Origin of the sequence: Halorubrum sp. CBA1125 (assembly GCF_009742825.1) — an archaeon.
GTDB lineage: Archaea > Halobacteriota > Halobacteria > Halobacteriales > Haloferacaceae > Halorubrum.
Genome location: NZ_WPCE01000058.1, coordinates 1 through 15,022, shown reverse-complemented (window position 1 = coordinate 15,022; position 15,022 = coordinate 1). Strand labels below are relative to the sequence as shown.

The 15,022-nt window shown below is 71.0% G+C and carries 13 protein-coding genes, 1 other RNA gene and 3 pseudogenes; 10 read left to right on the top strand and 7 right to left on the bottom strand.

Annotated elements, in window-relative coordinates:
• Positions 1 to 809: aminopeptidase (locus tag GJ633_RS07465; protein WP_156588315.1), on the top strand; the 809-nt coding region annotated here is incomplete at its 5' end.
• A gap of 404 nt (positions 810 to 1,213) precedes the next feature.
• On the opposite strand, the gene GJ633_RS07460 is transcribed toward GJ633_RS07465, so the two are convergent.
• The 3 genes from GJ633_RS07460 to GJ633_RS07450 all read right to left on the bottom strand — a co-directional run bounded on the left by GJ633_RS07460 (position 1,214) and on the right by GJ633_RS07450 (position 2,421).
• Positions 1,214 to 1,552: a hypothetical protein gene (locus tag GJ633_RS07460; RefSeq protein ID WP_156588314.1), complete on the bottom strand. Its 339-nt coding sequence runs from the start codon at positions 1,550 to 1,552 to the stop codon at positions 1,214 to 1,216.
• Positions 1,553 to 1,691: 139 nt separating this feature from the next.
• Positions 1,692 to 1,937, bottom strand: a complete 246-nt coding sequence (locus tag GJ633_RS07455; protein ID WP_156588313.1) for a DUF5816 domain-containing protein — start codon at positions 1,935 to 1,937, stop codon at positions 1,692 to 1,694.
• A 109-nt stretch (positions 1,938 to 2,046) separates the two neighbouring features.
• Complete coding sequence (locus tag GJ633_RS07450) at positions 2,047 to 2,421, bottom strand: iron-sulfur cluster assembly accessory protein (RefSeq protein WP_156588312.1); 375 nt, start codon at positions 2,419 to 2,421, stop codon at positions 2,047 to 2,049.
• 117 nt (positions 2,422 to 2,538) lie between these two features.
• Here GJ633_RS07450 and GJ633_RS18490 point away from each other — a divergent pair.
• Together GJ633_RS18490 and GJ633_RS17725 are read left to right on the top strand one after the other, a co-directional pair.
• Positions 2,539 to 4,827: pseudogene (locus GJ633_RS18490) on the top strand (glycoside hydrolase family 32 protein); the annotation flags it as partial.
• On the top strand, positions 4,819 to 4,989 hold the full coding sequence (locus GJ633_RS17725; RefSeq protein WP_231741281.1) for a hypothetical protein: 171 nt from the start codon (positions 4,819 to 4,821) through the stop codon (positions 4,987 to 4,989). The pseudogene GJ633_RS18490 and the gene GJ633_RS17725, both read left to right, overlap by 9 nt.
• Here the strand turns inward: GJ633_RS17725 and rnpB are convergent.
• Positions 4,984 to 5,404, bottom strand: an RNA gene (rnpB, locus tag GJ633_RS07440) — RNase P RNA component. The two genes, GJ633_RS17725 and rnpB, sit on opposite strands and share 6 nt — an antisense overlap.
• Before the next feature lie 161 nt (positions 5,405 to 5,565).
• Between rnpB and GJ633_RS07435 the strand changes: the two genes are divergently transcribed.
• Positions 5,566 to 6,168: a TIGR00296 family protein gene (locus GJ633_RS07435; RefSeq protein WP_156588311.1), complete on the top strand. Its 603-nt coding sequence runs from the start codon at positions 5,566 to 5,568 to the stop codon at positions 6,166 to 6,168.
• Positions 6,169 to 6,311: 143 nt separating this feature from the next.
• Here GJ633_RS07435 and GJ633_RS07430 read toward each other — a convergent pair whose 3' ends face one another.
• Positions 6,312 to 7,487 carry a nicotinate phosphoribosyltransferase gene (locus GJ633_RS07430; RefSeq protein ID WP_156588310.1) on the bottom strand — a complete coding sequence of 392 codons (1,176 nt, stop codon included), beginning with the start codon at positions 7,485 to 7,487 and terminating at the stop codon, positions 6,312 to 6,314.
• Between the two features lie 75 nt (positions 7,488 to 7,562).
• Complete coding sequence (locus GJ633_RS07425; RefSeq protein ID WP_156588309.1) at positions 7,563 to 9,350, bottom strand: Hvo_1808 family surface protein; 1,788 nt, start codon at positions 9,348 to 9,350, stop codon at positions 7,563 to 7,565.
• Between the two features lie 127 nt (positions 9,351 to 9,477).
• Between GJ633_RS07425 and GJ633_RS07420 the strand changes: the two genes are divergently transcribed.
• The 6 genes and pseudogenes from GJ633_RS07420 to GJ633_RS07395 all read left to right on the top strand — a co-directional run bounded on the left by GJ633_RS07420 (position 9,478) and on the right by GJ633_RS07395 (position 14,744).
• Positions 9,478 to 10,056, top strand: coding sequence for a cysteine hydrolase family protein (locus GJ633_RS07420; protein ID WP_156588308.1), 579 nt, complete (start codon positions 9,478 to 9,480; stop codon positions 10,054 to 10,056).
• An 83-nt stretch (positions 10,057 to 10,139) separates the two neighbouring features.
• Positions 10,140 to 10,688: pseudogene (locus GJ633_RS07415) on the top strand (twin-arginine translocation signal domain-containing protein).
• Positions 10,689 to 10,792: 104 nt separating this feature from the next.
• Positions 10,793 to 10,918 (top strand): HVO_2523 family zinc finger protein, encoded by a 126-nt coding sequence (locus GJ633_RS18120; RefSeq protein ID WP_255470551.1) that lies wholly within the window; start codon positions 10,793 to 10,795, stop codon positions 10,916 to 10,918.
• 238 nt (positions 10,919 to 11,156) lie between these two features.
• Entirely contained in the window at positions 11,157 to 12,119 is a 963-nt protein-coding gene (locus tag GJ633_RS07405) for a phytoene/squalene synthase family protein (RefSeq protein ID WP_156588306.1), read from the top strand.
• 69 nt (positions 12,120 to 12,188) lie between these two features.
• On the top strand, positions 12,189 to 13,466 hold the full coding sequence (gene hisD / locus GJ633_RS07400) for a histidinol dehydrogenase (protein WP_156588305.1): 1,278 nt from the start codon (positions 12,189 to 12,191) through the stop codon (positions 13,464 to 13,466).
• A 48-nt stretch (positions 13,467 to 13,514) separates the two neighbouring features.
• Positions 13,515 to 14,744: a mechanosensitive ion channel family protein gene (locus GJ633_RS07395; protein WP_156588304.1), complete on the top strand. Its 1,230-nt coding sequence runs from the start codon at positions 13,515 to 13,517 to the stop codon at positions 14,742 to 14,744.
• A 97-nt stretch (positions 14,745 to 14,841) separates the two neighbouring features.
• On the opposite strand, the pseudogene GJ633_RS17720 reads toward GJ633_RS07395, so the two are convergent.
• Positions 14,842 to 15,022: pseudogene (locus tag GJ633_RS17720) on the bottom strand (hypothetical protein); the annotation flags it as partial.

Here is a 15,022-nt window from a genome sequence, read left to right as displayed (position 1 = left end):
GCGGCGGCGCGAACGCCACCGAGGACGCCGACGTCGACCCCGAGACGAACGCCGCGTACAACCGCGCGATGGAGGAGGTGAAACGCGAGCGGCTCTCGAAGACGTGGTGTCTCACGCAGTACCCGACCGCGAGCCACGCCCAGCTCGCCGGCATGAGCACCGAGGCGTACGAGAACTTCGTGTGGGACGCCGTCTCGCTCGACTGGGACGCACAGCGCGAACACCAGGCGCAGATGGTCGAGATCTTGGACGACGCCGACGAGGTGCGGATCGAGTCGGGCGAGGAGACGGCCCTCACGCTGGACGTCTCCGGCAACCTGACGCTCAACGACGACGGCGAGAAGAACCTCCCCGGCGGCGAGGTGTTCACGGCGCCCGTCCGCGACGGCGTCGACGGCGAGGTCCACTTCGATCTCCCCCTGTACCGCTACGGCCGCGAGATCGAGGGGGTCCGGCTCCGCTTCGAGGACGGCGAGGTCGTCTCGCACGCCGCCGATCGCAACGAGGACCTGCTCACCGGCATCCTCGACACCGACGAGGGGTCCCGGCACCTCGGCGAGCTCGGGATCGGGATGAACCGACAGATCGACCGGTTCACCTACAACATGCTGTTCGACGAGAAGATGGGCGACACGGTCCACATGGCGGTCGGCTCCGCGTACCCGGAGACGGTCGGCGAGGAGAACGAGGTCAACGAGTCCGCCGAGCACGTCGACATGATCGTCGACATGAGCGAGGACTCCGTGATCGAGGTCGACGGCGAGGTGGTCCAGCGGAACGGGACGTTCGCGTTCGAGGACGGGTTCTGAGCCGACCGCTGGGTCGTCTGGTTGTATCCTCGGACGGGCGGTTTTTTGGTGCAGATTTTTGCCGGTCGAGCGGAGCGAGACCGGGAAAAAGGTGCAACTGGGACGTTCGCGTTCGAGGACGGGTTCTGAGCGTCGGTCCCGTTTCGGATCGGCGGCCGTCCGCGGCGGTGCAGGGTTTTGGCCGGCTGCTTCGCGGCCGAGCGGATCGAGGCCGGTGATCGGCGGAGCGCCGAAGTCAGGAGACCCGGTTCGGCCCGGAATCGAACGCGTCGCATGAGCTGCGGCGCCGAGCGACCCGACGGCGCCCCCGATTCCGAGCCGTGTCACTCGTGGTTGCGGGACAAAAACGGGAGCACTGACGGGACGACTCGCGAACGCGCGAACGAGTCGCGCGTCCGTCGGGCTCAGGGACTGCCGGGAGCGCCTTCCATCACCGCGAAGTCGTCGCCGCCCGCCTCGACGCCGATGACGGCCCAGTCGTAGGGGGGTTTCAGCGAGACGAGTCGCTGCTGGAGGTCGCCGGCGTTCTCACGCCACGTGACGAAACAGCGGAGCCGCGGCGTGTCGCCGCCGTCGGCGAGATACGGTTCGAGGTCGTCGTCCTCCATACACAGTACCGTCACGAGCACGCGGCGCCACTTGCGTTCGGCGACGAACTCGCGTCCGCCCTCGGAGACGGTGTATCCGAGTTCGCGAAAAACGTCTCTGGCCTCCGTCGTCGGTGGGATGCTCGCAGGGGCCATCTACTCCGATGTTGGCCGGCATCCGTGATAAACTTTCTCACGATTCTCCCGAGCCGATCACGCCGTGCCGTCGGCGACCGCGAGCGCCGCGGACTGCCGCGCTGGACCGGCGTGATCGCCGCGCCTTCCACGCCGCCGATCACTCGTGGGCGGCGTCCCACTCGTCCGGCTTCTTGAGGTTCCCGCACGCGGTACACTGGATCCGTCCCATCGTGTCCATCGCGGTGTCGAACGACCCGCAGTTGCCACAGCGGAACCCCCACCGCGTCGACGCGGCGGCGTCCGCGAACACGACGTAGAAGGGGCCGTCGTCGCCCCGTTCGGCGCGCGTGCGGTCGACGTACACCCGTTCTCCGGCGGCGGTCGTCGAGGCGTCGAGGTCCATACACATCACTGTCCGTCGGAACTGTTTAAACACGCGATTCGGCGGTGGTCGGGAACGTTCGGGCCGGCGCGATCGAGAGCGGCCGGCCCGGCGCGATCGGCGACGACCGCTACGTCCGGAAGGACTCGCCGCAGCCGCACTCGGAGACGACGTTCGGGTTCTCCACCTCGAACCCGGCGGCCTGGAGGCCGTGCTCGTAGTCGAGCGTGCTCCCCCCGATGTAGTTACGGCTCGCGGGATCGACGAACACCCGGAGGCCGTGGTGTTCGACGACGAGGTCGTCTTCCTCCGGCTCGGTGTCGAACCGCATCCCGTACGAGAGCCCGGCGCACCCGCCCTGCTGGACGAACAGCCGGAGCCCGGCCTCGTCGGTGTCGAGTCCCTCGCTCTCCAGGAGCGAAAGCGCCTCCTCGGCGGCGTCGGTGGTCACCTCGATCGCCGGGTCGCTCCCGTCGTCCCCGGTGTCGACCGTGTCGGTGCTCATGTCGTTATCTTCCGCTCGGACGGTAAAAAACCCTGTCGGCGGTTCCGGTCCGCGACGGCGGTGACGGACTCCGCCGCGGCCGACACGGTTTTGACTCGGTAGCGAGTGAACCGACGTATGACGGCGTCGTCGTCCCGCGTCGGCCTGCTGACCGACGGGAACCTCTCCGACGAGCAGCGGGCCGCCGCCGAGTGGCTGGCGAGCCACGACGGGTTCGCGGTCGAGACTGTCGGGTTCGACGCCCTCGGATCCGGGAACTCCGGAGGGCCTTCCGGGTCGTCCGATCCGGGTGACACCGCGCTCGGCGGCTCGTATCCCGGTCCGGGAGTCGGGGACGGCAGGGAGACGCTCGACCGGTTCGACGCCCTCTGGTGGCACCGGCTGGCGCCGCTGGCGGGACGCGATCCCCTCGGCGGCGTCGCGACGGCGATCGACGCGTACCTCGCGGACGGCGGCGGACTCCTCCTGACACTCCGCGCGCTGGCGTCGGTCGACCGGCTCGCGGTCGAGTCGGTTCCGCCGGACCGCGTCGACGAGGAGTCGCTCGCGGAGCCGACGGGCGTGCTGTGGCGGTCGCTGTACGCCGACCACCCCGCCCTCGAGTCGCTCGACGGGCTCAGACACCCGCTCCGCAGCCGCGGGACGGTCCCGGCGGTCCGCTACGAACGCGTGCTCCCCGAGCGGGGCGAAGCGCTGGCCTCGACGGTCCGCGGCGACACCGAGGTCCCCGGCGAGGTGACGACCGTCTCGTGGCGGCACGACAACGGCGCCGTCCTCGGGCTCGGCGCGCCGGTCCTCTTCGGCGACGCGCCGGCCGACGGGGACGAGGAGGCCGCCCTCGCCGAGACCCGCGACCGACTCGTCGCTGGCTGTCTCCGGGGGGTCGCGATCCGGGACGGTACGCCCGGACGACCCACCGACGCGGCCGACCTGCGCCGGCTTCGCGAGCGCGTCGACGCCGCGGGCGCGGACGGGCCGGGCGGCCGGCCGAAGTACCACCTCACGCCGCCGGCGAACTGGTTGAACGACCCGAACGGCTGATCAAGTGGAACGGCCGGTACCACGTCTTCTACCAGTACAACCCCGCTGGCCCGTTCCACAACACGATCCACTGGGGTCACGCCGTCAGCGACGACCTCGTGACGTGGACCGACGAGCCGGTCGCGCTGTCGCCCTCGCCGGACGGCCCGGACCGCGACGGCTGCTGGTCCGGCTGTGCGGTCGACGACGACGGGACGCCGACGATCCTGTACACCGGCGGCAGGGGGCGCGACCAGCTCCCCTGTCTCGCGACGACGGACGATCCGGGGCTCCGAACGTGGGACAAGTACGAGGGGAACCCGGTCATCGAGTCGCCGCCGGCCGATCTGGACGTTCTGGAGACCGACCACTGGCGGGCCGAGTTCCGCGACCACAACGTCTGGCGCGAGGCCGGCCGCTGGCACCACCTCGTGGGCACGGGGTTGGCCGACGGCGGCGGTGCAGCCCTGCTGTACACCGCCGACGACCTCCGCGAGTGGACCTACGAGGGGGTCCTGCTCGCCGGCGGCCCGGACGCGGGGGCCGTCTGGGAGTGTCCGGAGCTGCTCGATCTGGGCGACCGGCGGCTGCTCCACGTCTCCGACTACGAGAACGTCGTCTACTTCGTCGGCACCGTCGAGGACGGGAAGTTCGCGGTCGAGTCCGAGGGACTGCTCGACCACGGCGACTTCTACGCGCCGCAGTCGCTCGCGGACCGGGAGACCGGAGCCGACGGGACGGACGCTCCGGACCCGACCCCCGAGGAGGAGCGCTCGGTCACGTGGGGGTGGCTCCCCGAGGCGCGCGACGTCGGGGCGCAGTGGGACGCCGGCTGGTCCGGGGCGCTGTCGCTCCCCCGCGTGATCGAGTGCGACGCAGACGGACACCTGCGCCAGCGGCCGGCCGCCGAGGTAACCGACCTCCGGACGCGACGGATCGTGGCCGCTGACGGGGTCGACCTCGCGTCCGGCGATCGACGCCGGTTCGACGCCGAGGGGGCGGCGATCGAGCTCGAACTCGAGATCGCGCTCGACGACGCCGAGGCGGTCGAGCTGTCGGTGCTCGAGACGCCGGACCGCGCGGAGCACACCCCGATCCGGTACGAGCGAGACGGGACGCTGTCGGTCGACCGGGCCCCGTCGAGCGACGACCCGCGGACGTCACCGACGCGCAGTCGATGTCGGTCCCGGCGTACGACGAGCCGCTGTCGTTGCGGGTGTTCGTCGACCGCTCCGTGATCGAGGTGTACGCGAACGAACGCCGCTGTCTGACGAGTCGTGTGTACCCGACCCGGGAAGACGCCGTCGCGTCTCAGCGGTCGCGGTCGGCGGTCGCGCGACGCTCCGCTCGGTCGCCGCCTGGGAACTCGGCGACGCGATGCCGACCGGTAGCGGGGAGACGGACGCGCAGGAACGCGGTGAGGAGACGGACGCCGCGGTTCGAGACGGAGAGGCGGACGCACACGAACGGGGCGAAGCGGCGGACGGGCAGGGCGAGGACGCACGCGAGCGAGACGGCGGCGCGGCTCACCGGGTCAACGTGGACTGAGGGGAGTAAGCCCCCTTCGGTTCGTCCCGACATTCGGCTGAGCGTCCGCGCGTGGCCGGACTACCTGTGTGGCGCGGACTTGCACCGGCGAGGATTCGCCGTTCCATCCGTTCCCGCCCGTCTGTAACGTGGCAAAGCCACGCCAACGTGGCAAAGCCACGCCAACGTGGCAAAGCCACGCGCCCTCCTCGGGTTAACTCCCTCCCCTTGCGGGTCGGTTCGCTCGTTCGCGGGGTCACCCGCGAACGCCGCCGGTCGCCGAAGCGACCGAACGCGAATCATGGGTCGGGGCGGGGGGTGTCGTTGCTGTTCCAGAGCCAGCCGTCTCCGACTCCGGGCGTGAGCCCGGTCGCCCGTCCGGCCGGTGGGGGGACTTTCCTCATGCCGGAGGCACGGGAGTCGGGCTCCCTCTGTCCGATCGGCCCTTGTCGTCGGCCGCGAATAAGCCGTTCGATCGGACCGAACGGAGCCGTCCAGCGGCGTCCGCGTCGCCGGGGCGCAGCGAGCGGTCTCGCGCCGCAGCGGGGCCGATTCCCAAGGGAAGCGTTCAAGTCGTCAGCACTGTAAGGGACTATCATGTCCGAGGCCCAGACCGTTCGGCTGTCGTACGACGACGGTGCACGAGCGGTCGAACTCGCGCGGGAAGCGGTCGAGTCGTTCGTCCGACACGGACAGCGTGAACAACCCGGCAGCATGCGTGAGGCGTTCTACGCCAGAACGGGCGCGTTCGTCCGGCTTCAATCGACCCGGGGCCGCGGCAGACTCCGGGGCTGTGCCGGCGCGTGGGACACCTCAGACCAGCTCGGACACGCCATCGTCGAGGCCGCGATCAAGGCCGCCTCCGACGACTCCTGCGGCTCCGAGGTCGAGCCGAAAGAGCTCGACAACCTCACCGTCTCCGTGTTCGTCGTCTCGAACACGGTGCTCACGAACGATCCCCTCGAAGACCTCGAGATCGGTACGCACGGCGTCGCGATCGACGGCGGCGACGCCCACGGCTGGCTGTACCCCACCGTCCCCGTCGAGAACGGCTGGTCCGGCGCCGAGTTCCTCTCGCGGGCCTGCCGGAAGGCGAAGCTCCCGCCGACCGCCTGGGAGGACGACGACACGATGGTGACGCTCATCGAGGGACCGGTGTTCCGCGAGCGCGCCGAGGGCGGCGCGGTCGAGGAGCTGTAGTTCCGCCGCGTCGAACGGATTCTCTCGACGGCCCGATCGACCCAGCCGACCCGACCGACCCACCGAACAGGCTGAACACCGAGACCGATCTGACCGGTTCGGGGCTGAACAGACCGATTTGACCGGTTCGGCCGATCCGCTCCTCACGCCGATCCGTATCCGACCGCGTCCGCGTCCGCGAGCGCCCGCTCCGTCGCGGCCGCGAGGTCGAACGCGTCGTCGGCGACGACCTCTCCGTCCCGGATCACCGGCTCCATGAGCGACTCGGCGCCAGCGGGTCCCTCCCGGTCGGCCAGTCCGACCGCGTGGGCGCCGTCGGCGGTCCGGTACACGTCCTTCGCGCCCGAGAGCTTCCCGCGCTTGGCCGCCGGCTCGCCCTCGACCGCGACGAGGTCGAGCGCGAAATCGACCGGGTCGGCGTTCGAGACGTAGCCGCCGACGCCGAACCCGTCGACGACGTCCCGTAGCTCGCGGAGGTCCGCCGGACCGAGTCCGCCGGAGACGTACACGTCCACGTCCCCGCGGCCCCGCGCGTCGAGCTCCCACTGCACCTCGCGGACGATGTGTCGGAAGTCGCCCCGTCGCGATCCGGTGGTGTCGAGCCGGACGCCGTCGAGGCGGTCGCCGAGCGCCTCGGCCGCGCGGAGCACCTCGTCGACCTCGTCGGTGTAGGTGTCACACAGCGCGATCCGTGGGACCGACTCGTCGACCCCCTCGTCGAAGGCGCGCCACGCCGCCTCCTGGTCGCCGCGACCGAAACAGATGACGAGCGCGTGCGGCATCGTCCCCGACGCCTCCCGACCGATCAGGTCGCCGGCAGCGACGTGTGAGAAGCCGTCGAACCCGCCCACGAGCGCGGAGCGCTCGACCGCCGCGGTCATGGACGGGTGGACGTGGCGCGCGCCGAACGAGAGCACCTGGCTGTCGGGCGCCGCGACGCGGCAGTCCAACGCCGCGGTCGCGATCCCCGACGCGTGCGAGAGGAACCCCAGAAGCGCGGTCTCCAGCCGCGCGAACGACAGGTACGGTCCCTCGATCCGCATCACCGGCCCGCCGTCGAACAGCCGCCCTTCCGGCACCGCGTCGACGTCGACGTCGCGGCCGGACAGGAGCGCGACGGCATCGTGCAGCCCGGCGAACAGCTCGAAGTCGCCGTCGGGAAACTGATCGGCGGTCACCTCGGCGACGACCCGGGGGTCCCGCCCCGCGTGTTCTAAGGCAGCCTCGGTCCGATCGAAGTACGCGTCAGTCGCCCGGCCGTCGCGGATCGCGGCCGCGTCGACGATGTCGAACTCGGTCGTGTTGTCGAACTCGGTCATGTTCGACCGTTCGGCCGCCGGGAAAGAAAAGCCGCCCGGGTGTGCCGCGGCGATCGCTCCGGCAACGACGCGCCGTCAGCGCCGCGAGCGTCGGCCCGCGAGGAACGCGGCGAACAGCAGGCCGACGAGCGCGGCGAGCGCGCCGAATCCGGGTACCCGATCGACGCTGGCGTCGGGCGACGCTCCGTCCCCGTCGGGCGAGTCGTTCGAGTCGGACGGGAGACCGTCGTCCGTGTCGCTACCGCCTCCCGCGTCCCCGGTGTCGCCGTCGGTGGCGTCGCCGTCGGCCGTATCACCGTCGGTCGCGTCGTCGCCGGTTCCGTCGCCGTCGGTCGCGTCACCGTTGCTCGCGTCGCCGTCGTCGAACGGGTTGTCTCCGCCGTTCTGATCGCCCGTCGAACGCGAGAGGTCGGCGTCGGGCCGCAGTTCGAGCACGCCGCGGGGTTCGGGGGCGTGGACGATCGTCACGGTGGTGCTCTCGTGGACGAGGCCGTACGCGCCCTCGAAGCCGCCGTCGTCGATCTCGTACACCTCGCCGGCCTCGAAGGGGGCGTCGCCGTGGGCGGTCAGCATCCGGCGGTAGGCCGCCTGGAACGCTCTCGCGTCGCTCCGGGTCTGCCACTCGGTCACCCAGACGTAGCCGTCGCGATCGCCGTTCCGGTACGGGTACAGCTCGTCGCCCGCCCAGCCGGCGGTCACCTCGTGGGCGTAGTTGTAGTTCGTCCGGGTGCGGAGCTGCTCATCCGTCTCGAAGTGTATCCGGACGTTCTCGCGCACGCTCGCGTCCGGTTCGAGCACCGCGTGCTCGTACGCGAAGCTCTGGTACCAGAACATCACGAACATCGACGCCTCGCCGGCGGTCTCCGCGCCGTCGACACCCTGGTCCGGGTACGTCTCCCAGCCGCCGGTCGCTGTGTCCTCGTACGCGATCTCGCGCGTCTCGTAGTCCGGGTTCCGGTGGATCACCTCCGCGGTCGACTCCGGCGGGTCGTTCATCGTCTCGTTGACCGCGGTCCAGCCGTCCTCGGCGACCAGCGCGTCGACGTAGAGCGCGCCGTCGGAGTACGGCTGGAGCACGGTCTGGAGGATACCGAAGTTCGGCTGAGTTCCGGATCCGCCGCCCCCGCCGTCGGGCTCGTCGAGACACGTCCAGTTCGTCCCACAGCGGGCGGCGTACCGCTCCTCGATGTGGACGGCTTCGCCCTCGACGATCCCGTTCACGGCGAGGTCGCCGTCCTGCGTTTCCCCGACGTACCGCGAATCCGAGAGGTCGTGGTACTGGTCTTGCATCGCGTGGACGAGCTCGTGTGCGAGCGTTGACGGACTGATCTGCACCGTCTCGTCTTCGGGCACGACGATCACGATCCGGTCCTGCGTCGGCGAGTAGAACCCGCCGACCGCGCCGCCGAGCACCGCCTCGATGGCGTCGTTCGCGTTCTGATCGTCGTCGACGACGAACAGCGCCTCCCACACCTGGTCGTTCCAGCGCCGGTAGGCCTCGCCGCTCCCGTTCGCGGTCCCGTTCGTGTCGCCGCTCGCGCCACCGCTCATGAACTCGGCGCGAGAGACCGTCTCGACCGGGACGTCGCGTTCGAAGGGCCGCTCGCGGATGTACTCGACCCGGGCCATCGTCAGGTGGGTCAGCGCCTCGAGCTCGGCGTCGGTCAGCCCGTCGCTCTGGTCGAACCCGAGTTCGTCGGCGTGGTGGGTCCCGTTCCAGCACCCGACCGCCTCCGGTCCGTCGTCGGCGCCGCACTCGCTCGGGGCGACGCTTTCCGCGGCGCCGACGCCGGCCCCGACGGCGATGAAGCCGATGAAGGCGATCGCGACGACCACGATTGGGAGGATGCGAGCCCGTCGCATACGACCGATAGCGGCCGGGATGGTAAGTAGTTTATCGGTCTGGACGCGCGTCGTCGCACCAGGCGTTCCGGATCGCTGTCGCAACCCGGGTCCGGATCTTTTTGCGCTCGGAGCCGAACGGTCTCACATGGAGTGGGATCCGACACGGACGGCGGTGGTCGTCGTCGACATGCAGAACGGGTTCTGTCATCCGGACGGGAGCCTCTACGCCGAGCCGAGCGAGGCGGCGATCGAGCCGGTCGTCGCGCTCGTCGACCGGGCCAGGGAAGCCGGTGCGAGCGTCGTGTACACGCGGGACGTCCACCCGCCGGAGCAGTTCGAGGACGCGCACTACTACGACGAGTTCGACCGGTGGGGCGAACACGTCGTCGAGGGGTCGTGGGACGCCGAGCTCGTCGACGACCTCGACGTGCGCGAGACCGACCACGTGGTGGAAAAGCACACCTACGACGCCTTCTACCGGACCGACCTGGAGGGGTACCTCGACACGCACGGCGTCGACGACCTGCTGATCTGCGGGACGCTCGCGAACGTCTGCGTGCTCCACACGGCCGGCAGCGCCGGACTCCGCGACTACCGGCCCGTCGTCGTCGAGGACGCGCTCGGCTACATCACCGAGGAGCACCGCGAGTACGCCGTCGAGCACGCCGACTGGCTGTTCGGGGAAACGACGACGCGAGAGTCGATCGCGTTCGACGGCGCCTGAGCGAGTCGGCGGCGGCCGGCTCCCGTTATCAGCGGGGTGAATCGGCGTGTAACCCTTTTCAGGCTCGGCTCGGACCCCGGGGTATGGACCTCTCCAGACGCGACGTGATCGGCGGCATCGCGGCCGCGTGCGCGGTCGGGGGGCGTCGGCTTCGCCGGTGCCGCCTCGGTGACGGACGACGCGGCGGTCGGATCGGACGCTTCGGGCGGCGGTCCCGGCGACCCGGTGAGCGACCCCGCGGCGGAGAGCGACGAGGGATCCGTTCCGGTCGACCCGGACGCCCCCTTCGAGGCGGTGCTGCTCGGCGACGGGGAGCGCGGGCTGTTCGACGCCGGCGACCTCGACCGCGTACAGGGCGTGATCGACGAGGACGACGCACACCTGGTGTACGTCTCGCTCAGCGACGCCGGGATCGAGGCGATGCAGTCGCGGCTGGCCGACGCCGGCGCGACCGAGGACCGGCCGGGTTCGTGGTGTCGATGTCGCTGGACGGCACGGAGGTCCGGCGCGTCGAACTCGACGAGGGGACGGTGACGTCGCTCACCGACGCGGCGTGGGGAGGCGTGTTGCGGCTCCCGTTCGGCGAGCCGGCGGTCGCGGCGTCGGTGTACGCGTCGCTCGCGGCGTCGTGACCGATCTCCACGACCGCCCGGTCGATCGGGCGGAATCGCCGGCCCAGTTCGCGGCGGCCGACGGCGAGGACAGCGGTTATGTCGCCGGCCCTCCTGTCGTGGATATGGCGGAGCCCGACGTTCCCGGCCGCCCGTGTCCGCTGTGTGAGACGCCGATGTACCACAGACACTGCAAGTACGTCTGTCCGGTTCACGGCGTCGTGTACGACTGCAGCGACACGTTCTACTGATCCCGAACGACTCGGGTCCACAGGCCGCTCGCTGGGAGCGTCGGTATGTACGTGGCGGGGTGGCGCGGAGGGGGATGAATCCCTCGCGCGACCGATCGGATACACCGCTCCCGTCGGCCGATCGCGCCGTCCGAATTCGCCGTCAGATCCGGGCGAACTGTTATGGTCGTGGAGACCCAGTCATATGCTATGATCGGCGACCCGTTTTCGACCCTCCAGCCGGCCGTCAGGGGTCAGCATGGTAGAGCACACGCAGGTCGCCCGCGGGAAGCGTATCCAGCGCCGAACCGGGAAGACGTTCCACGTCGCCACCCGGCTCCTCCCGAAGCGGATCCGACATCCGACGTACGTGCTGTACGGGTTCTTCCGGGTCGCCGACGAGGTCGTCGACGCCGCGGACACCGCGCCGCCGGCCGAGCAGCGGGCCGAACTCGAGCGGCTCCGCCGCGCCGCCCTCGGCGAGGAGCCCACCGACGACCCCGTGCTGGACGCGTTCGCCGCGGTCCGGGAGGAACGCGGGATCGCAGACGAGGACGTCCGGTCGTTCGTCGACGCGATGGAGAGCGACATCGACACCGACCGGTACGAGACCTACGACCAGCTGGAAGCGTACATGGACGGGTCGGCGTCCGCGGTCGGGCGGATGATGACGGCGATCATGGACCTCGACCCGGAGACCGAGGCGAAGGCGCTGCCGCACGCGACGAAGCTGGGCGAGGCGTTCCAGATGACGAACTTCCTGCGGGACGTCCGCGAGGATGTCGTCGAGCGCGACCGGATCTACCTCCCGCTGGAGACGCTCCGGCGACACGGCGTCACCGAAGACCAGCTCCTGAACCTGGAGTTCGACGGCGACGTCGCGGCCGCGATCCGGGAGGAGCTCGCCCGCACCGAGCGGCTCTACGAGGAGGGGGTCGCCGGGATCCGGTACCTCCCCGACGACTGCCAGCTGGCGGTGTTGCTCGCGGCGGTGCTGTACGCGGACCACCACCGGCTCATCCGCGACCGGGGGTACGACACCGTCTCGACGACGCCGGAACTCTCGTTCGCCCGCAAGATCTCGCTGCTCGTCCGGACGCGATGGAAGTGGCAGTGGAAGCGCGACCCTGAGACGGTGTTCTACGAGATGTGCCGCGGGGTCGACTGGCGACGCGAACGCCGCGAGCGCGGCCCGCATCCGGGTGTCGCCCGAACCGACTGAGCCGCCGAAGTAAGACGACCGAGCCGCCGAAGTCGGAACGCCCTTGCCGCTCGCCGCGGACGGAGCCGTATGGACGTACGAGCAGTCGCGGACCTCTCGCCGGCCGAGCGTCGTGCCCTCTTCGAGCGCGACGCGGGCGTCGAGGCGGTTCGCGAGGACGTTCGGGGGATCGTCGAGCGGGTCCGCGAGGAGGGCGACGTCGCGCTCCGGGAGTTCGCCGAGGAGTTCGACGGGGTGAGCGTCGGCAACATCGAGATCACCGACGACGCCGAGCGCGCGCACGCGGAACTGGACGACGCGGGCAATCCCGTCCTCGACGCGGTCCGCGACGCGGCCGCGAACATTCGGGCGTTCCACGAGCGACAGCGCCCCGAGGACTGGCGCGACGACTTCGACGGCCGCGAGCTGGGCCGGCGGTTCCGCCCGATCGGCCGGGCGGGCGTGTACGTGCCCGGCGGCGCGGCGGCGTACCCCTCCAGCGCGCTGATGGGCGTGATCCCCGCGGCGGTCGCGGGCGTCGACCACGTCGCGGTCGCGACGCCGCCCGCCGAGGAAGCCGATCCCGTCACGCTCGCGGCGATCCACGAGGCCGGCGCCGACGCCGTGTACCAGATCGGCGGCGCGCAGGCGGTCGCCGCGCTCGCGTACGGGACCGAGACGGTGACCGGCGTCCAGAAGGTGGTCGGGCCGGGAAACAAGTGGGTGACCGCCGCGAAGGGGGTCGTCCAGGGCGACGTCGAGATCGACTTCCTCGCGGGGCCGAGCGAGGTGCTCGTGCTCGCCGACGCCACCGCCGACCCCGAGCCGGTCGCGGCCGACCTCGTCGCGCAGGCCGAACACGACCCGAACGCCTCCGTGGTCGCCGTCACCGACGACGCCGGCCTCGCCGACGCGGTCGCCGACGCGGTCGACGCGCAGGCCGCCGGGCGCGAGCGCGAGGAGACTATCCGGGCCGCCCTCGACAACGAGGCCTCGGGCGTCCTGCACGCCAGATCGATGTCCGAGGCGGTGCTGTTCGCCGAGGAGTACGCGCCCGAGCACCTCTCCATCGTGGCCGACGACGACGAGGCGCTGCTCGACCGGATCACGAACGCCGGCTCGGTGTTCCTCGGGCCGTACTCGCCGGTCGCGGCGGGCGACTACGCCGCGGGCACGAACCACGTGCTCCCGACGAACGGCGGCGCGAAGCGCTACGGCGGGCTCTCCGTCGACACCTTCCTCCGGTCCTCGACGGTCCAGCGGCTCGACCGCGACGCGCTCTCGGACCTCTCGGAGACGATCACGACGCTCGCGGAGGCCGAGGGCCTAGAGGCGCACGCCGAGAGCGTGCGGAAGCGGTTCGAGTGAGGTTCGGTCGCAGAAACGGTTATCTCCCGTAACGGCGTCTCGAACGGTATGATTCCGTCGCTGATCGGCGTGTTCGAGGGGCTCACGGCGACCGAGGCGACGGTCGCGGTCCTCCTGATCTCCGCGGTCGCCGCCCTGGGTATGGAGTTCGTCGTCGTCCGGGCGGCGCGCCGGTACGTCGCGACCACCGACGGCGAGTACGACGACATCGTCATCGACTCGCTGCGGGCGCCGCTCGTCGTCACCGCCGCGCTGGCCGGGGTGTACGTCCTCACGCAGGTGCCCGCGGTCCGGGCGTCGGTGCTCGTTGACGCGCAGCTGCTCGACGCCCTCTTCGGCCGCCCGTCGATTTCGGTCGTGATCCTCGTCTGGGCGTACGCCGCCAACGCGGTCGTGAACCGGCTCGTCGCCGCGGTCAACGCCGAGGGCGGTCGCTTCGACTTCGCGCCCGTGTTCTCGAACGTCTGGAGCCTCGCCGTCCTCCTCGGGAGCGTCGGGTCGCTGCTCTGGCTGTGGGGCATCGAGATCACCCCCCTGCTCGGCGCGGCCGGGGTCGCCGGCATCGCGGTCGGCTTCGCCGCGAAGGACACCGTCGCGAACTTCTTCGGCGGGATCGCGCTCTACTTCGACGACACCTACAAGATCGGCGACTACATCGTCCTCGACGACGGCACCGCGGGCACCGTGATCAAGGTCGGGGTGCGCTCGACGACGCTTCTCACCCGCGACGAGGTGATGGTGACGGTCCCCAACGCCGCGCTCAACGCGGCGAAGGTGACGAACGAGTCCGCGCCGCAGCGCCGCCGCCGCGTCCGGGTTCCGGTCGGCGTCGCCTACGGCACCGACGTCGACGCGTTCGAGGAACTCGCGATCGACGTCGCCCTGGCGGAGCCGCTGGTCCTCGACTCGCCGCGGCCCCGGGCGCGGTTCCGCTCGTTCGGCGACTCCGCGCTCGAGTACGAGCTGCTCTGCTGGGTCAACGGCCCGACTCGGCGCCGCCGCGCGCAACACGAGCTCAACCGCGCGCTGTACAAGGCGCTCGCCGACGCGAACGTCGAGATCCCGTACCCCAAACGCGACGTGAGGATCGCTCGACAGAGCCCTCCCGACGCGCACGCTCCCGCCTCTGCAGACGCTTCCGCCCCCGCTGAGCCGTCGGTCTCCGCCTCTGCCGCCAGTGAGGAACCGTCCCCCGCCGGTGAAGAACCGTCGCCCCCCGCTGCCGGCGGATCGACGATCGACCGATCGGCGGCCGGGGATGCCGACGACGCGCGCTGACCCTCGTCGGCGACGCGCTCCGACCCGACGCTGTGGCGAGCGACGCCGCCCGTCCATCCCCGTCGCCTTGTTCGGTCACTCTCGTCGCGTTGTTCGGTCACTCACGTCGCGCGCCGTGTCGGCCGCTCCCGTCGCGACCCTCGCTCCGCCGTCGACAGCTGCGACAACGGGCCGCGCCGGCGACGACCGGGGTCCCGCACGCCGGACACCGTCGATCGTCGAGTCCGTCGGTCGCGGCCGCGAGGACATCGGCCGGCGCGCGGGGCTCCTCGACCGCG

What these genes read in the sequence shown, in the direction of transcription:
- GJ633_RS07460 (WP_156588314.1), bottom strand. Translation starts at nt 1,552, where the DNA reads ATGGCCCCTGCGAGCATCCCACCGACGACGGAGGCCAGAGACGTTTTT.
- GJ633_RS07455 (WP_156588313.1), bottom strand. Translation starts at nt 1,937, where the DNA reads ATGGACCTCGACGCCTCGACGACCGCCGCCGGAGAACGGGTGTACGTC.
- GJ633_RS07450 (WP_156588312.1), bottom strand. Translation starts at nt 2,421, where the DNA reads ATGAGCACCGACACGGTCGACACCGGGGACGACGGGAGCGACCCGGCG.
- GJ633_RS17725 (WP_231741281.1), top strand. Translation starts at nt 4,819, where the DNA reads ATGCCGACCGGTAGCGGGGAGACGGACGCGCAGGAACGCGGTGAGGAG.
- GJ633_RS07435 (WP_156588311.1), top strand. Translation starts at nt 5,566, where the DNA reads ATGTCCGAGGCCCAGACCGTTCGGCTGTCGTACGACGACGGTGCACGA.
- GJ633_RS07430 (WP_156588310.1), bottom strand. Translation starts at nt 7,487, where the DNA reads ATGACCGAGTTCGACAACACGACCGAGTTCGACATCGTCGACGCGGCC.
- GJ633_RS07425 (WP_156588309.1), bottom strand. Translation starts at nt 9,350, where the DNA reads ATGCGACGGGCTCGCATCCTCCCAATCGTGGTCGTCGCGATCGCCTTC.
- GJ633_RS07420 (WP_156588308.1), top strand. Translation starts at nt 9,478, where the DNA reads ATGGAGTGGGATCCGACACGGACGGCGGTGGTCGTCGTCGACATGCAG.
- GJ633_RS18120 (WP_255470551.1), top strand. Translation starts at nt 10,793, where the DNA reads ATGGCGGAGCCCGACGTTCCCGGCCGCCCGTGTCCGCTGTGTGAGACG.
- GJ633_RS07405 (WP_156588306.1), top strand. Translation starts at nt 11,157, where the DNA reads ATGGTAGAGCACACGCAGGTCGCCCGCGGGAAGCGTATCCAGCGCCGA.
- hisD (WP_156588305.1), top strand. Translation starts at nt 12,189, where the DNA reads ATGGACGTACGAGCAGTCGCGGACCTCTCGCCGGCCGAGCGTCGTGCC.
- GJ633_RS07395 (WP_156588304.1), top strand. Translation starts at nt 13,515, where the DNA reads ATGATTCCGTCGCTGATCGGCGTGTTCGAGGGGCTCACGGCGACCGAG.